This is a genomic window from Roseinatronobacter domitianus, from assembly GCF_023336755.1.
Taxonomy (GTDB): Bacteria; Pseudomonadota; Alphaproteobacteria; order Rhodobacterales; family Rhodobacteraceae; genus Roseinatronobacter; species Roseinatronobacter domitianus.
The window spans coordinates 64,465-79,163 of the sequence record NZ_JALZWP010000008.1; the positions used below are offsets into that span (position 1 = coordinate 64,465).

Genomic DNA, 14,699 nt, shown 5'->3' on the forward strand with positions numbered 1-14,699 from the left:
GCCGAACCGACGCATCCACAGACAGGGAGTTGCCGCAATGGCTGACCTAACCACGGACTTTCTGGGCATCAAAAGCCCCAACCCCTTCTGGCTGGCCTCGGCCCCGCCGACAGACAAGGAATACAATGTCCGACGCGCGTTCGAGGCTGGCTGGGGCGGCGTGGTTTGGAAAACGCTGGGCTCGGAAGGGCCACCGGTGGTCAATGTCAACGGCCCCCGCTACGGTGCGATCTGGGGTGCGGACCGGCGGCTTCTGGGCCTGAACAACATAGAGTTGATTACCGACCGCCCACTTGAAACCAACCTCGAAGAAATCGCGCGTGTGAAGGCCGACTATCCGGACCGCGCGATGATCGTGTCGCTTATGGTGCCCTGCGACGAGGAGTCGTGGAAAGCCATTCTGCCGCGCGTGAGTGAGACCGGCGCGGACGGGATAGAGCTGAATTTCGGCTGCCCGCACGGCATGAGCGAGCGCGGCATGGGCGCCGCAGTCGGCCAGGTGCCCGAATATGTCGAGATGGTCACGCGCTGGTGCAAGATGTATTACGACAAGCCGGTGATCGTAAAGCTCACACCCAACATTGCTGATATTCGCGGCCCTGCGCGCGCAGCCAAGAACGGCGGTGCCGATGCGGTGTCGCTTATCAACACGATCAATTCCATCACATCGGTTAATCTGGACAGCATGAGCCCGGAACCCATGATCGATGGCCGCGGCACACATGGTGGCTATTGCGGCCCGGCGGTGAAACCCATTGCGCTGAATATGGTTGCGGAAATTGCGCGTGACGCCGAAACGCGCGGTCTGCCGATTTCCGGCATTGGCGGCGTGACGACATGGCGCGACGCGGCGGAATTCATGGCGCTTGGCGCGGGCAATGTGCAGGTTTGCACCGCCGCCATGACCTACGGGTTCAAGATCGTGCAAGAAATGATATCCGGCCTCAGCCAGTGGATGGATGAGAAGGGCTACACCGACACCTCGCAGATTGTCGGACGTGCCGTGCCGAATGTGACCGATTGGCAATATCTGAACCTGAACCACGTTACCAAGGCGCGGATCGACCAAGACCTTTGCATCAAATGCGGGCGCTGCTATGCCGCTTGCGAGGATACGTCGCATCAGGCGATTTCCATGTCGCCTGACCGCGTATTCGAGGTGATGGACAATGAATGCGTGGCCTGTAACCTGTGTATCAACGTCTGTCCGGTAGAAGATTGCATCACTATGGAAGTGCTGGAACCCGGTCAGATCGATGAACGCACCGGCACTGTGGTAGAAGACACCTATGCCAACTGGACAACCCACCCGAACAACCCCATGGCAAAAGCTGCTGAATAGCTTGGCCGCTGAAACGCAAGGCCATGCAGCGATGTTGCTTTTCGCGCTGCTGGTCTCGCTCAGTTTCTTCTTCGGGCATTTCATCGCCGCTGATATTGAGCCCGGCGTCCTGATGGCGCTCCGTTTTGCCTTGGCGTCGGTCATGCTTTGGGGGCTGCTGTGGTGGTTGGGAGTGCGGCCAGTCTGGGCGCGGTTCTGGCGCTTCGCTCTCATCGGGGCGCTGATGGCGATCTATTTCATCACAATGTTCGAGGCGCTGGGTCGCACCACCGCTGTCTCGACCGCGGCTGTCTTTACCCTGACCCCGTTGATGGCTGCGGGATATGGCTGGTTGATCCTACGCCAGACGACTGGGCCATGGGTATTCTCGGCCCTGCTGATCGGGGCCATTGGCGCGGTCTGGGTTATCTTTCGCGCCGATCTGGCCGCTCTGATGCGCTTCGAGATCGGCGCGGGCGAAGCGATTTTCTTCTTCGGCGCTCTGGCCCATGCCGCCGTGCCCGCCTTGTTGCGCCGCTATTGCCAAGATGTTTCACCGTTGCAATCCTCGTTCGGCACCACCCTTGGCGCGCTTCTGGTCACATTGGTTTACGCCGCACCAGAGGCTGTGGTCACAGCCTTTGCCGAGCTGCCGGCCCGTGTCTGGTGGGTGCTGGCTTATCTGACAATTGTCACCACGGCGCTCACCTTTTTTCTGCTGCAATACGCATCCAAGCGCCTGCCGCCTGCCAAGGTCATGGCTTACACATATCTTGTGCCCTCCTGGGTCGTTTTATGGGAAATCAGCGCCGGGCGTTGGCCGGCAGCGCTGATCCTGCTGGGAGTCGCCGCCACGCTCGTGGCGCTTTTTATGCTGCTCAGGGCCGAAGCGCCCGCACGAAAAACTCTGTAAGGAAGGCATCGGCTTCGTCATAAAGGCCCGCCTTACGGTCATCGCCCAGCACCGCTTCCACCTGAATATCGAAATCCGCGTAATGCTGTGTCATCGCCCAGATCGAAAAGATCAGGTGATGCGGGTCGATCTTAGCAATTTTGCCCTCGGCGCTCCATCGCGCGATGAGCGCCGCTTTTTCATCGACCAGCGATTTCAGATCACCCGATAATTGCTGGCGCATACGCGGCGCACCATGCAGGATTTCAGTGGCGAACATCTTGCTTTCGCGTGGCATGTCCTGGCTCATGCGCAGTTTGCGGCGCATATAGGTCAGGATCGCGGCCAGCGGATCGGCATCTTCCGACAGGTCGCGCAGGGGCTGCACCCAAACTTCCAGCAGGCTTTGCAACAGGTCGGTATAGATCGCATCCTTGCTGCCAAAATAATACACCACATGCGGCTTTGACATGCCGGCCTTATCGGCAATCTTTTCCAGCGTTGCGCCGCGCAAGCCATCTTCGGCAAAAGCCTCCAGCGCGGCCGCCAAAATGACTTCGCGTTTCTCGCGTTGAATGCGGGTCACTTTGCGGGGGCTTGTCATGCGGTCAGTCGCCTTTCATGTTTACGCTGCCCAAGTTGAAAGCAGCTTTCAACCATTTCGCTGCTCCATCTACTGTTTTTCTGTCCAAATGGTCAAAAATTGTTGACCAGAGGCCAAGTGCTGGCCCACGCTCGGCAAAGCCAGCGAACCCGGACTCGGATTCTCACCTGCCAAGAGGGACATGACATGCGCAACGGCCAGAATTTCCGCATTGATCCGGACAGGCTATGGGAGAGCCTGATGGAAATGGCCAAAATCGGTCCCGGCGTGGCCGGGGGCAATAACCGCCAGACCCTGACAGATGCAGATGCCGAAGGACGCGCCTTGTTTCAGACCTGGTGCGAGGCGGCAGGCATGACCATGGGTTTGGACACGATGGGCAACATGTTTGCCACCCGTCCCGGCACCGACCCCGATGCGCTGCCGGTCTACATGGGCAGCCATCTGGATACCCAGCCAACCGGCGGAAAGTATGACGGCGTGCTGGGCGTTCTGGGCGGTCTGGAAGTTGTGCGCACGCTGAACGATCTGGACGTGCAGACCAAACACCCCATCGTCGTCGTGAACTGGACCAATGAAGAAGGAACGCGGTTTGCGCCTGCTATGCTGTCCTCTGGTGTGTTCATCGGCAAACATACGCAGGATTGGGCATATGACCGGACCGATGCCGAGGGCAAACGGTTTGGCGACGAACTGAAGCGCATCGGCTGGGTTGGAGATGAGAACGTCGGCGCACGCAAGATGCACGCCATGTTCGAATTGCATATCGAACAGGGGCCTATTCTGGAGGCCGAGGGCAAGGATGTCGGCGTCGTGACACACGGCCAAGGGCTGCGCTGGATTGAATGCACGGTGACGGGCAAGGAAAGCCATACCGGCTCTACCCCGATGAATATGCGCAAGAACGCCGGACGCGGCTTGGCGCTGGTGACAGAGCTTGTCCATGAGATCGCGATGGCAAACCAGCCGAACGCGGTCGGCGCGATCGGGCATATCGACGTTTTCCCGAATTCACGCAACATCATCCCCGGAAAGGTCGTGTTCACGGTCGATATGCGCACGCATCTGCTGGAGAAACTGAACGCGATGGTCGCGGAGTTCATGGAACGCGCGCCAAAGTTGTGTGTGGATATCGGGGTGCAATTCGACTGCCACATCGTCGGCCAGTTCGACCCGCCTGCGTTTGACGAGGCTTGCGTGAAAGCGGTGCGCGATGCCGCCGAGGAATTGGGCTATAGCCATATGGATATCGTGTCGGGCGCGGGACATGATGCGTGCTGGATCAACGATGTGGCCCCCACGGCGATGATCATGTGCCCATGCGTCGACGGGTTGTCGCATAACGAGGCCGAGGATATCACCAAAGACTGGGCGAAAGCCGGGGCGGATGTGCTGCTGCACGCGGTGTTGAACACGGCGGAGATTGTGGCGTGACGCTGCACCTGGTACAGCGCGCCCCGGACTTGATCCGGGGCCTCTTGGCCAGTCGGGCGCAAGGCCCCGGATCAAGTCCGGGGCGGGATTTACATTTGGTTAACCGCGATACGCCAAAGTCCGGGCATGGCACATTACATCTACATCATGGCTTCGCGCCCTGTCGGCGCTCTTTACACCGGGCGCACGTCAGATTTGCGTCGCCAGATCGAAGCCCATCGCGCAGGGTTGAACACCCATACCGCCAAATACAACATCAAGACACTGGTCTGGTTCGAAGCGCAGGACGATTTCGAGCATTCCTTGCGCCGGGAGCGGGCGCTCAAACGCTGGCGGCGCGGCTGGAAGATCGCACTCATCACGGAATTCAACCCAAACTGGAAAGACATGGCACATGCGATTCCGGGCTAAGGGGCCATAAGGCCCCGGATCAAGTCCGGGGCGGGTGCCACGCAGGAGGCACCCCATGACCACCACAGTCATCAAGAACGGTACCATCGTCACGCATGACCTGACCTACAAGGCCGATGTGCTGATCGAGGGCGGAAAGATCGTTGAGATCGGCCCGAACCTGAAGGGCGACACCGAACTCGACGCCACCGACGCCTATGTCATGCCCGGCGGCATTGACCCGCATGTGCACTTGGAAATGCCCTTCATGGGCACTTATTCGACCGACGATTTCGAATCTGGCACCCGCGCCGCGCTGGCAGGCGGCACCACGATGGTGGTCGATTTCTGCCTGCCGAACCAAGGCGAGAGCCTGCTCGATGCGATCAAGCGCTGGGACAATAAATCCACCCGCGCGAATTGCGACTACTCGTTCCACATGGCCGTCACATGGTGGGGCGAACAGGTATTCAACGACATGAAGACCGTGATTGAAGACCGCGGCATCAACACCTTCAAGCATTTCCTTGCCTATAAAGGCGCGCTGATGGTCAATGACGACGAGTTGTATTCCTCGTTCAACCGTCTGGCCGAACTGGGCGGCATTGCCATGGTTCACGCCGAAAACGGCGATGTGGTCGCCGAACTGTCCGCCAAGCTGCTGGCGGCAGGCAATACCGGGCCAGAGGCGCATGCCTATTCCCGCCCCCCGCAGGTCGAGGGTGAGGCTACCAATCGTGCCATCATGATTGCCGATATGGCCGGCGTGCCGCTTTATGTTGTCCACACCTCTTGCGAGGAAGCGCATGAAGCTATTCGCCGCGCCCGGCAACACGGCAAGCGCGTGTGGGGAGAGCCCCTGATCCAGCACCTTACGTTGGATGATAGTGAATATTCCCATCCCGATTGGGACCATGCCGCGCGGCGCGTAATGTCGCCTCCCTTCCGCAACAAGCAGCACCAAGACAGCCTATGGGCCGGGCTGCAATCGGGGTCGTTGTCTGTGGTGGCTACGGATCACTGTGCCTTCACCACCGAACAGAAACGCTATGGCGTGGGTGACTTTACCAAAATCCCGAATGGCACCGGCGGGCTTGAAGACCGGATGCCCATGTTGTGGACACACGGGGTCGAAACCGGCCGGCTGACGATGAACGAGTTTGTTGCCGTCACCTCAACCAATATTGCGAAAATCCTGAACTGCTACCCGCGCAAGGGCGCAATCGCTGTAGGCGCAGATGCCGATATCGTGGTCTGGGACCCTGCAAAAACCAAGACCATAACCGCCAGCGCGCAGCAATCGGCCATTGATTACAACGTGTTTGAAGGAAAAGCGGTCAAGGGACTGCCGCGCTTCACGCTGACACGCGGGCAAGTTGCCATCCATGACGGAGAGGTGCGCACGCAGGAAGGCCACGGCCAGTTCATCAAGCGCGCCGGAAACGGCGTGACGAACCGGGCGCTAAGCACATGGAAAGACCTGACCGCGCCACGCCCCGTGCAGCGCTCGGGCATACCGGCAACGGGGGTGTGATGCTGGCAGGTCTTGCGGCCTTCACCCTTACGCCAATGGATGCGGATGGGGTGGTCGACACCGACCATCTGGGTCGGCTTGTGGCGCGGCTTGCCGCGTCTGGAATGGACTCGATCGGTGTTTTGGGGTCCACCGGCAGCTATATGTATCTGAGCGCCACGCAGCGCGCTCGGGCCGTTGCGGCGGCAGTCGAGGCTGCGGGGAGCGTGCCTGTTCTAGCCGGGATCGGGGCATTACGCAGCTCTGATGTGATGATCCACCTGCGCGCGGCAGAGCGCGCGGGCGCAAGCGCCGCACTTCTGGCGCCGGTGTCTTACCTGCCTCTGTCAGAGGCCGATGTGACTGCACTGGTGGACAGCGTTGCAGCGGCCAGCAGCATTCCGATTTGCCTGTATAACAACCCCGCCACGACTCATTTTACAATGACCGAGGCGCTTGTAACCGCGCTGGCTGCCCATCCGCAGGTGGGCGCGGTGAAGAACCCGGCTCCGGCAACACTCGCAGCAGCAAAAGCTCAGATCGCGCATTTGCGCGCGCAGACGCGCGACGACTTCGTGCTAGGGTATTCCGGTGACGCACTGATAAACACGCCGCCCAAGGCTGGTGCAGATGCTTGGTATTCCGTGATCGCGGGTGCTTTACCGCAATTGGCGCAGGACATCTGGGCCGCGCGCGGTGACGCGCAACGCCTCGACACACTGCACGCAGAACATGCTGCCCTCTGGGCTCTGTTCAAAGCTCATGGCGGCATTCGCGTGGTCCCGCATATTCTGGATCTGTTGAAGCTTGGCCCCGCCCCGCTGCCGCTTCCAGTTCAGCCACTTTCCACAGACATCGTCGCCCAGCTTGATGCAGCCCTCGACAGAATGAAAGACCCCGCATGAGCGCAGTCATCTCGGCCCAGAACCTGTCGCTGACCTTCCAGACCAACGATGGCCCGGTCCATGCCCTGAAAGATGTGGACTTGACCATAGAGCCGGGCGAATTCGTGTCCTTCATCGGGCCGTCCGGCTGCGGCAAGACGACTTTCTTGCGCTGCATCGCGGGACTGGAGACGCCGACGGCGGGCATGCTCCGCGTTAATGGCATGACCCCGGACGAAGCGCGCCGCAACCGCGCCTATGGCTATGTGTTCCAGAGTGCTGGGCTTTATCCCTGGCGCACGATCGGCGGCAATATCCGCCTGCCGCTGGAGATTATGGGTTATGCCAAATCGGACATGGCCGACCGAGTGCAGCATGTGCTGAAACTGGTTGAACTTGACGGCTTCGAGAGAAAATTCCCCTGGCAGCTTTCGGGCGGAATGCAGCAGCGGGCTTCTATCGCGCGGGCGCTGGCCTTCGATGCCGATATTCTGCTGATGGACGAGCCGTTCGGGGCGCTGGACGAAATCGTGCGGGACCACCTGAATGAACAGCTTCTGAAGCTCTGGGCCAAGACCGGCAAGACTGTGGGATTTGTGACGCACTCCATCCCGGAAGCGGTCTATCTGTCGACCAAGATTGTGGTCATGAGCCCAAGACCGGGGCGGATCACGGATGTCATCGAAAGTACGCTTCCGCGCGAACGACCATTGGATCTGCGCGAAACACCGGAATTTCTGGCGCTCTCGCACCGGGTGCGCGAAGGGCTGCGCGCGGGGCATAGCTATGATTGACACATATGCGATACCCGCCCCGGACTTGATCCGGGGCCTTTTGGCTCACGGCCGATCCATGAGGCCCCGGATCAAGTCCGGGGCAGGGCGTGACCATGCGTAACTTCTTGCCCATTCTCGCCGTGTTGGGCGGAATCGTCTTGCTCTGGTATCTTGCCGTCGCGCCGATGAATATCCGCGTGGCACTGGACCAGGCTGAACGTGCGGGGGCTGTGATCGTTCCCGAAGGCTCGGTGGCGCGGCGCGCTGTGCCTGCCTTGAAACTGATGATCGACAATAGCGACCATGTCACCGCGGGCTACCAGCTTGACCGCCCACGCTTGCCGACGCCGGCACAGGTCGGGCAGGAATTCTGGAAAACCACGGGCGAGATGGCGCTCAATGGTCGCGCCTGGTCCAAGCGATCGCTGATCTATCACGCGTGGATCACATTGCAATCCACGCTTTGGGGCTTTGCGCTGGGCACCACGATCGGCATTCTGGGCGCGGTCGCCATCGTCTACAGCCGCGTGGCCGATATGAGTCTGATGCCTTGGGCGATCATCAGCCAGACTATCCCCATTGTTGCCCTAGCGCCCATGATCATCGTCGTGTCTTCGCAATTGGGCGTCGACGGACGCGGGTTTCCCAAAGCGATCATCTCAGCCTATCTGTGCTTCTTCCCGGTCCTCGTGGGCATGGTCAAAGGGCTGCGCGCCCCGGAAACCAGCCAGCTTGACCTGTTGAAAACCTATGACGCGAATGGATGGCAGAGCTTCTTCAAACTGCGCCTGCCAGCGTCCCTGCCGTTTCTGTTTACGTCGCTCAAGGTCGGGGTCGCGGCGGCGCTGGTCGGCACCATCGTTGGTGAGCTGCCGACCGGAGCGATTTCCGGTCTTGGGGCGCGTATCCTCATTGGCGATCAGTTCGGCACGCCGCTTGCGATATGGTCGGCCCTGTTTGCCGCGGCAATCCTTGCGGGCCTTCTGGTCACGCTGCTGGACCTCTTGCAACGCATCGCATTGGGCCGGATGGGGGCTCCTTCATGATGGCCCTCATCCTTGCCTTGCTGTTTTGGATCGCGGCATGGGGCTGCAATATCTGGCTGGCCAATTCGCGCTGGCGCGGCACACGCGCAGTGCGGATTATCGTGCCAGTGCTGTTCGGTATAACCTTGCTGGTTCTGTGGGAAGGTATCGTGCGTGGGCTGGGGGTCAGCCAAGTGATCTTGCCCGCGCCAAGCCTTGTCGCACAAACTTTCGCCACATCGCTCGACATTCTGTGGACCGACTTTGTGCAAACCGTGGTGAAAGGTGCCTTCCGGGGGTTCGCCATCGGGGCAATCGCGGCCGTCCTATGCGCGATCGCAATCGACCGCTCGGCCTTTCTGACCCGTGGCTTGCTGCCCATCGGAAATTTCCTCGCCGCGCTGCCCATCGTCGGGGTTGCACCTATCATGGTCAATTGGTTCGGCTTTGACTGGCAGTCGAAAGCTGCCGTGGTGGTGGTAATGGTGTTCTTCCCGATCCTGGTGAACACCGTGCAGGGGCTGAAGGCCAGCGACACGATGCAGCGCGATCTGATGCGCACCTACGCGGCAAGCTATTTCCAGACCCTGCTCAAGCTGCGCCTGCCTGCGGCCATGCCGTTCATCTTCAACGGATTGAAAATTGCGACCACACTGGCGTTGATTGGCGCTATAGTTGCTGAATATTTCGGCTCTCCGACGCGCGGCATGGGTTTTCGCATCTCTACCGCCGTGGGCAGCTTGTCGATTGATCTGGTTTGGGCTGAAATTGCTGTCGCCGCGCTTGTGGGAACCAGCGCCTACGGCATTACAGCTTGGATCGAACGCAAGGTGACGTTCTGGCACCCATCTCATCGTAACTAAAACCATAACCAGCAAGGGGGAAGACCATGAAACTGAAAACAACACTGACCGGGGCGGCGCTGTCGCTTGTCGCGGGCACGGCATTTGCCGATGACGTCACGCTGCAATTGAAATGGGTGACGCAAGCCCAGTTCGCGGGCTATTACGTCGCGCTTGAAAACGGCTTCTACGAAGAAGAAGGTCTGAATGTTACCATCCTTCCCGGTGGTCCCGACATTGCGCCGACACAGGTGCTGGCCGGTGGCGGCGCCGATGTAACGGTGGAATGGATGCCTGCCGCCTTGGCGGCGCGCGAAAAGGGCCTGCCAATGGTCAATATCGCGCAGCCCTTCAAGTCTTCGGGGATGATGCTGACCTGCCGCAAGGATGCCGGCATCGAAACCACAGAGGATTTCGCGGGCAACACGCTTGGCGTCTGGTTCTTCGGCAACGAATTTCCATTCCTGAGCTGGATGAGCCAGCTTGGCATCTCGACCGAGGGCGGCGATGCCGGGGTCGAGGTTCTGCGCCAGGGGTTCAACGTAGACCCGCTGCTGAATGGTCAGGCGGCCTGTATCTCGACCATGACGTATAACGAATACTGGCAGGTGATCGACGGCGGCCTGACCCCGGACGATCTTGTTACTTTCAAATATGAAGATCAGGGCGTCGCAACACTGGAAGACGGCCTGTATGTGCTGGAAGAGAACCTTGCCGATCCGGCTTTCGTGGACCGGATGGAACGGTTTGTGCGTGCCTCGATGCGCGGATGGAAATGGGCCGAAGTGAACCCCGAGGATGCGGCGATGATCGTGCTCGAATACGACCAGACCGGCGCGCAGACCGAACAGCATCAGGTGCGGATGATGGGTGAGGTCGCGAAGCTGACGGCCGGGTCCAACGGGGCGCTTGATCCTGCGGACTATGCGCGCACCGTTGCCTCGCTTCTGGCCGGTGGGTCTGATCCTGTCATCAGCCAAGAGCCGGAAGGTGCGTGGACCCACGCCATCACCGACGCGGCGCTGAACTAAGATATGAGGGGGCGAGGGTCTGGACCCTCGCCCGTTCTTGGCAAAGCAGTCACGCGCCAGCCTGCAACGGCAGCTTCTATGCAAGGATGGCGCGCCTGCCGACCAATGCGACGGTTGGGCGGTGGGCGTATCGCACCGCGCAGTATGCCGCCGGGCAGACTGTCAGTCGCAGACCAGCCCACCATCGACGACAAGGTTTTGTCCCGTCACTGCACGCGCCCAGGGGCTTGCAAAAAACAGCACCGCATCTGCCATGTCTTCGGGTGTTGTCACTTTGCCCAACGGTGTCTGCGCCGCGATCATGTCGAACACGGCATCGGGTGTCGCGGCACTGGCGTCGGTGGTGCGCAGCAACCCGCCCGAGACCATGTTGACGGTCACCCCCATCGGTCCAAGCTCCTTTGCCGCCGTGCGGGTGAACGCCAGCAGCGCGGCCTTGGCGGCGGTATAATCGTGATAGGGCACAACTGGGTTTTGCAGTAGGTTGGTGCCAATCGTGACCACGCGCCCGTGGCGCTGTTTCGTGAAATGCGGGAGCAGCGCCTGAATGCAGTTCAGCGCCCCACCTACTGCGGTTCTGGCCTGATCGTTCATTTGCGACCATGCCAGCCGGTCCAGAGTGCTGCGCGCATCGCCATTGAAGCTGTAATCAGACAGCGCGTTATGCACCAGAATATCGGGCGCCCCGAACCGTTCCGTGATGTGTTCGACCATCTCGGCCACTTGCGCGGGATCGGTAACATCGCCCTGAAATGCAGCCGCGCGCGGCCCAAGTTCTTGGGCCAGGGCTGCGGCAGATTCGGCGCTGCGGCGGTAGTTAATGGCAACGCGCGCGCCTTCTTTGGCAAATGCGCGCGCGATAGCGGCCCCAAGGCCACGGCCTGCGCCGGTGACAAGAACAGTCTGGTCTGACAAGGCGTGTGTCATGCAATCTCTCCGGTTAGGGTGGGGTTTGGCCATTCACGCATGGCCCATGCGCTGTCCCAAAAGCCCCACTCCAGCAATGTGCTGCGCGCATAGAGCGCATACATACTGTCGCGGGTCGGGTCAGTTGCCGCGTCATGCAGCCGCTCGGCCAGGGCGCAGGTCTGCTCCACCGCAGCGTCAAAACTGTCGCTGACATAGGTCTCTATCCAAGCGCGATAGGGATTATCGGGCGTGGCGCGCGCATGAATGTCGCGCCCCACGTCACGGTAAACCCAGAAACACGGCAGCACTGCCGCGACGCTTTCGGCGGTGCTGCGTGTCGCGGCGGTGGCGATCAGAAAACTAGTGTAATGGTCGCAAGCCGGGCTGGGCCGGGTTGCCGCGAACTGGTCCTGATCCACGCCGAAAAGGCCCATGTAATGGGCGTGCAGCTCGCGCTCTGCCTGCAAGGTGCCAGCAGCCGAGGCGGCAAGCTGGCATACGGCCTGCCCATCGGGCGCGCGCCCGGCAGCCAATGCCAAAGCCCGCGCGAAACCTTCCAGGTAATGCGCATCCTGAATAATGTAGTGCTGAAACGCAGCCCGCGGCAATGACCCATCGGCAAGGCCGCGGTTAAAGGGCATGCCTCGGATCGTCTTGCAAAGCGGGGCGGTTTGGGCCAGCGCCCGTGTCATGAAGCTCATGTCTGTGTAACTTTCAAAGCATGGAAATGGTGTGTCGGGCCGTGCCCTTGCCCGACCGAGAGTGCACCCGAATGGCGGATGGCCCCGGACACATAGGCTTTTGCCCCGATGCAGGCCTGAGGCAGCGCCTGTTTATGGCCCAACAAGGTGGCAAGTGCAGAGGACAGGGTGCAGCCGGTGCCATGCGTGCGCCGCGTGTCATGGCGCGGCCCCGGCAGCCACGTTTGCCCGTCTGCCGTTGCCAGAAGGTCCGGACAATCCCGGCCCGGCAGATGCCCGCCCTTCAGCAACACCGCCTTCGGCCCAAGCGCCAATAGGGCTTGCGCCTGCGATTCCATCTGGTCGCGCGTGTCCGCTTCGGCCTGCCCTAGCAAGTCGGCGGCTTCTGGCAGGTTGGGGGTGATAACGCTGGCCATGGATAGCGCCGCGCGCAAGGCTGCAACCGCATCGGCTTGCAGCAACCGGTCGCCGCCTTTGGCAACCATGACAGGGTCCAGAACCACGGGCACGTCAAGCCCGTCCAGCGCCAAGCGCGCCGTATTGACCATCTCGGCGCTGCCCAACATGCCGATCTTGACGGCATCTATGCGGATGTCGGCACGCAGGGCCGCGATCTGTTGGGTGACGAAATCTGGCGCGACCATCTGGACTGCTTGCACGCCTTGGGTGTTCTGTGCCGTCAGGGCGGTGATTGCGGCCATGGCATACCCACCATTTGCCGAAATCGCCTTGATATCGGCCTGTATACCGGCACCGCCGGACGGGTCCGACCCGGCAATGGACAAGATATTCGGGATCATGCGGTATTCCACTCCCTCAACAGGTTGCTGGTTGCCATGGCAGGATCGGGCGCGCGGGTAACGGCAGACACCACGGCCATGCCCGCAGCACCGGCACGCCTTAGCGCCGCCCCATCGCCCGGTTTAATGCCGCCAATCGCGTAGCAAGGCACAGGAACGGCAGCCGCGATTTGCGCCAGTCCGTCGAACCCGATTGGCGCGGCATGGTCCGGCTTGGTCGCGGTCGCACGCACCGGCCCCGCGCCAATATAGTCGATGCAATCGGGCAGGCGCTGCGCCTGCTCCAGCGTCTCTATGGACAGGCCAAAGATCATGCCTTGTGGCAGGCGCGCGCGGATGTCTGTCGGGTCGCCATCGCCCTGACCGATATGCAGCCCATGTGCACCACTGCGCAGCGCCACCTCGACCCGGTCATTGACAATCAAGGTAACGCCGCGCGCGGTCATTTCTGGCAGCAGCATGGCCACGAGAGCGATAAAATCGTCGTCATGCAGGGTCTTGTCACGGATCTGCACCGCACCCGCACCGCCGCGCGCCGCAAGACGGGCCTGTTCGGCCACCGGATACGGCGCCATCGGGTCCGTGATAACATATACCGGTCCCATCAGGCCGCCTGAACCTGCGCGCCCGTATCCAGCGCCTGCGGGGTCATGTTGTAAAGCGCGTCCAGAAACGCAGGTTGAAAACTGCCGGGACCATCGGCGCGTGCGCCTGCCTGTTCCCCGGCCAACCCGTAATAGGCCAAGGCAGAGACCGTCGCAGGCAGCGCCAGACCAACCGCCGCGAAAGCCGCAATAATCCCGTTGAGCGAGCAGCCCAGCGCAGTGATACGCGGCATCAGGGCATGTCCATTCGCCACGCGAAAAGCCTGCTGCCCGTCGGTCACGAAATCCTCCGGGCCAGAGACGGCGACCACCGCACCGCTGCGTTGGGCAAGCGCCTGCGCGGCGTCTTCGGCGGCGGCCACACTGTCGGCGGCATCGGCACCGCGCCCGGTGGCAGCAGTCCCCGCCAGCGCCAATATCTCGGACGCATTGCCCCGAATGATGGTCGGGCGCAGCGCAACCAGTCCGGCACAAGCCTCTTGCCGGAACCGGGTCGCGCCCACACCGACAGGGTCCAACACCCACGGCCGACCGGCCTCTGCCATAACTTGCGCGGCCATTTCCATGGCCTTCACCCAGTCCGGGTCTGCGGTGCCAATATTGACGGTAAGTGCCTGTGCCAACCCGGCGAATTCAGATACCTCTGCGTGGGCATGCACCATAGCAGGCGAGGCGCCCGCCGCCAGAAGCACGTTGGCCATGATATTCATGGCAACGTAATTGGTGATATTATGCACCAGCGGCGCTTGGGCGCGCATCTGGTCCAGCCGTGTTCCGTGTTCGGTCATGTCATCCTCCCGCCAAGCGCAAACGAGAGGAACGAGAAACCGCCAGATCCGCACGCGGCGACAGGTCGGTTTTCGCGACTCCCTACGCCAGCATGATCTGGTTCAGGTTCGAAGGGTGCTTCTCAGCCCGCATGCGCGGACGCCCCTGTCACTGCAACGAAACATCGTCTTGCAGCCCATGACT

At 61.1% G+C, this 14,699-nt stretch carries 16 protein-coding genes and 1 riboswitch; of the genes, 10 read left to right on the plus strand and 6 right to left on the minus strand.

What is annotated here, in order from left to right; genetic code table 11:
• Positions 1 to 37: 37 nt before the first annotated feature.
• Both preA and M3N55_RS09660 read left to right on the plus strand, forming a co-directional pair.
• Positions 38 to 1,342 carry an NAD-dependent dihydropyrimidine dehydrogenase subunit PreA gene (gene preA / locus M3N55_RS09655; protein ID WP_249058344.1) on the plus strand — a complete coding sequence of 435 codons (1,305 nt, stop codon included), beginning with the start codon at positions 38 to 40 and terminating at the stop codon, positions 1,340 to 1,342.
• A gap of 31 nt (positions 1,343 to 1,373) precedes the next feature.
• On the plus strand, positions 1,374 to 2,234 hold the full coding sequence (locus tag M3N55_RS09660; protein ID WP_249058345.1) for a DMT family transporter: 861 nt from the start codon (positions 1,374 to 1,376) through the stop codon (positions 2,232 to 2,234).
• On the opposite strand, the gene M3N55_RS09665 is transcribed toward M3N55_RS09660, so the two are convergent.
• Positions 2,200 to 2,817 carry a TetR family transcriptional regulator C-terminal domain-containing protein gene (locus M3N55_RS09665; protein ID WP_249058353.1) on the minus strand — a complete coding sequence of 206 codons (618 nt, stop codon included), beginning with the start codon at positions 2,815 to 2,817 and terminating at the stop codon, positions 2,200 to 2,202. The genes M3N55_RS09660 and M3N55_RS09665 overlap by 35 nt on opposite strands.
• A 186-nt stretch (positions 2,818 to 3,003) precedes the next feature.
• On the opposite strand from M3N55_RS09665, the gene M3N55_RS09670 reads away from it, so the two are divergent.
• From M3N55_RS09670 to M3N55_RS09705, 8 genes are all read left to right on the plus strand, one after another.
• Positions 3,004 to 4,251, plus strand: a complete 1,248-nt coding sequence (locus tag M3N55_RS09670; protein ID WP_249058355.1) for a Zn-dependent hydrolase — start codon at positions 3,004 to 3,006, stop codon at positions 4,249 to 4,251.
• A gap of 126 nt (positions 4,252 to 4,377) precedes the next feature.
• A complete protein-coding gene (locus tag M3N55_RS09675; RefSeq protein ID WP_249058357.1) occupies positions 4,378 to 4,662 on the plus strand; it encodes a GIY-YIG nuclease family protein in 285 nt (94 codons plus the stop codon).
• Positions 4,663 to 4,717: 55 nt separating this feature from the next.
• Positions 4,718 to 6,175 (plus strand): dihydropyrimidinase, encoded by a 1,458-nt coding sequence (gene hydA, locus M3N55_RS09680; RefSeq protein ID WP_249058359.1) that lies wholly within the window; start codon positions 4,718 to 4,720, stop codon positions 6,173 to 6,175.
• Positions 6,112 to 7,059, plus strand: coding sequence for a dihydrodipicolinate synthase family protein (locus tag M3N55_RS09685; protein ID WP_249058361.1), 948 nt, complete (start codon positions 6,112 to 6,114; stop codon positions 7,057 to 7,059). Before hydA ends, M3N55_RS09685 begins: the two co-directional genes overlap by 64 nt.
• Positions 7,056 to 7,832: an ABC transporter ATP-binding protein gene (locus M3N55_RS09690; protein ID WP_249058363.1), complete on the plus strand. Its 777-nt coding sequence runs from the start codon at positions 7,056 to 7,058 to the stop codon at positions 7,830 to 7,832. The genes M3N55_RS09685 and M3N55_RS09690 overlap by 4 nt, the downstream gene beginning before the upstream one ends.
• Positions 7,833 to 7,927: 95 nt before the next feature.
• Positions 7,928 to 8,860 carry an ABC transporter permease gene (locus tag M3N55_RS09695; protein ID WP_249058365.1) on the plus strand — a complete coding sequence of 311 codons (933 nt, stop codon included), beginning with the start codon at positions 7,928 to 7,930 and terminating at the stop codon, positions 8,858 to 8,860.
• Entirely contained in the window at positions 8,857 to 9,702 is an 846-nt protein-coding gene (locus M3N55_RS09700; RefSeq protein ID WP_249058368.1) for an ABC transporter permease, read from the plus strand. Before M3N55_RS09695 ends, M3N55_RS09700 begins: the two co-directional genes overlap by 4 nt.
• Positions 9,703 to 9,728: 26 nt before the next feature.
• Complete coding sequence (locus M3N55_RS09705) at positions 9,729 to 10,712, plus strand: ABC transporter substrate-binding protein (RefSeq protein ID WP_428982639.1); 984 nt, start codon at positions 9,729 to 9,731, stop codon at positions 10,710 to 10,712.
• Positions 10,713 to 10,874: 162 nt separating this feature from the next.
• On the opposite strand, the gene M3N55_RS09710 is transcribed toward M3N55_RS09705, so the two are convergent.
• From M3N55_RS09710 to thiM, 5 genes are read right to left on the minus strand one after another with little or no spacing between them, the layout of a single operon-like run.
• Positions 10,875 to 11,639, minus strand: coding sequence for a 3-oxoacyl-ACP reductase (locus tag M3N55_RS09710; protein WP_249058369.1), 765 nt, complete (start codon positions 11,637 to 11,639; stop codon positions 10,875 to 10,877).
• Positions 11,636 to 12,322, minus strand: a complete 687-nt coding sequence (gene tenA / locus M3N55_RS09715) for a thiaminase II (protein WP_249058370.1) — start codon at positions 12,320 to 12,322, stop codon at positions 11,636 to 11,638. Before tenA ends, M3N55_RS09710 begins: the two co-directional genes overlap by 4 nt.
• Positions 12,319 to 13,122, minus strand: coding sequence for a bifunctional hydroxymethylpyrimidine kinase/phosphomethylpyrimidine kinase (thiD, locus tag M3N55_RS09720; protein WP_249058371.1), 804 nt, complete (start codon positions 13,120 to 13,122; stop codon positions 12,319 to 12,321). Before thiD ends, tenA begins: the two co-directional genes overlap by 4 nt.
• Positions 13,119 to 13,727 carry a thiamine phosphate synthase gene (gene thiE, locus M3N55_RS09725; protein ID WP_249058373.1) on the minus strand — a complete coding sequence of 203 codons (609 nt, stop codon included), beginning with the start codon at positions 13,725 to 13,727 and terminating at the stop codon, positions 13,119 to 13,121. The genes thiD and thiE overlap by 4 nt, the downstream gene beginning before the upstream one ends.
• Complete coding sequence (gene thiM, locus M3N55_RS09730) at positions 13,727 to 14,515, minus strand: hydroxyethylthiazole kinase (RefSeq protein WP_249058375.1); 789 nt, start codon at positions 14,513 to 14,515, stop codon at positions 13,727 to 13,729. The genes thiE and thiM overlap by 1 nt, the downstream gene beginning before the upstream one ends.
• Before the next feature lie 62 nt (positions 14,516 to 14,577).
• Positions 14,578 to 14,672, minus strand: a riboswitch (TPP riboswitch).
• Positions 14,673 to 14,699: the final 27 nt, after the last annotated feature.

Bases quoted from the DNA above. Each gene is read 5' to 3' on its own strand.
- preA (WP_249058344.1), top strand. From the start codon at position 38: ATGGCTGACCTAACCACGGACTTTCTGGGCATCAAAAGCCCCAACCCC.
- M3N55_RS09660 (WP_249058345.1), top strand. From the start codon at position 1,374: ATGTTGCTTTTCGCGCTGCTGGTCTCGCTCAGTTTCTTCTTCGGGCAT.
- M3N55_RS09665 (WP_249058353.1), bottom strand. From the start codon at position 2,817: ATGACAAGCCCCCGCAAAGTGACCCGCATTCAACGCGAGAAACGCGAA.
- M3N55_RS09670 (WP_249058355.1), top strand. From the start codon at position 3,004: ATGCGCAACGGCCAGAATTTCCGCATTGATCCGGACAGGCTATGGGAG.
- M3N55_RS09675 (WP_249058357.1), top strand. From the start codon at position 4,378: ATGGCACATTACATCTACATCATGGCTTCGCGCCCTGTCGGCGCTCTT.
- hydA (WP_249058359.1), top strand. From the start codon at position 4,718: ATGACCACCACAGTCATCAAGAACGGTACCATCGTCACGCATGACCTG.
- M3N55_RS09685 (WP_249058361.1), top strand. From the start codon at position 6,112: ATGGAAAGACCTGACCGCGCCACGCCCCGTGCAGCGCTCGGGCATACC.
- M3N55_RS09690 (WP_249058363.1), top strand. From the start codon at position 7,056: ATGAGCGCAGTCATCTCGGCCCAGAACCTGTCGCTGACCTTCCAGACC.
- M3N55_RS09695 (WP_249058365.1), top strand. From the start codon at position 7,928: ATGCGTAACTTCTTGCCCATTCTCGCCGTGTTGGGCGGAATCGTCTTG.
- M3N55_RS09700 (WP_249058368.1), top strand. From the start codon at position 8,857: ATGATGGCCCTCATCCTTGCCTTGCTGTTTTGGATCGCGGCATGGGGC.
- M3N55_RS09705 (WP_428982639.1), top strand. From the start codon at position 9,729: ATGAAACTGAAAACAACACTGACCGGGGCGGCGCTGTCGCTTGTCGCG.
- M3N55_RS09710 (WP_249058369.1), bottom strand. From the start codon at position 11,639: ATGACACACGCCTTGTCAGACCAGACTGTTCTTGTCACCGGCGCAGGC.
- tenA (WP_249058370.1), bottom strand. From the start codon at position 12,322: ATGAGCTTCATGACACGGGCGCTGGCCCAAACCGCCCCGCTTTGCAAG.
- thiD (WP_249058371.1), bottom strand. From the start codon at position 13,122: ATGATCCCGAATATCTTGTCCATTGCCGGGTCGGACCCGTCCGGCGGT.
- thiE (WP_249058373.1), bottom strand. From the start codon at position 13,727: ATGGGACCGGTATATGTTATCACGGACCCGATGGCGCCGTATCCGGTG.
- thiM (WP_249058375.1), bottom strand. From the start codon at position 14,515: ATGACCGAACACGGAACACGGCTGGACCAGATGCGCGCCCAAGCGCCG.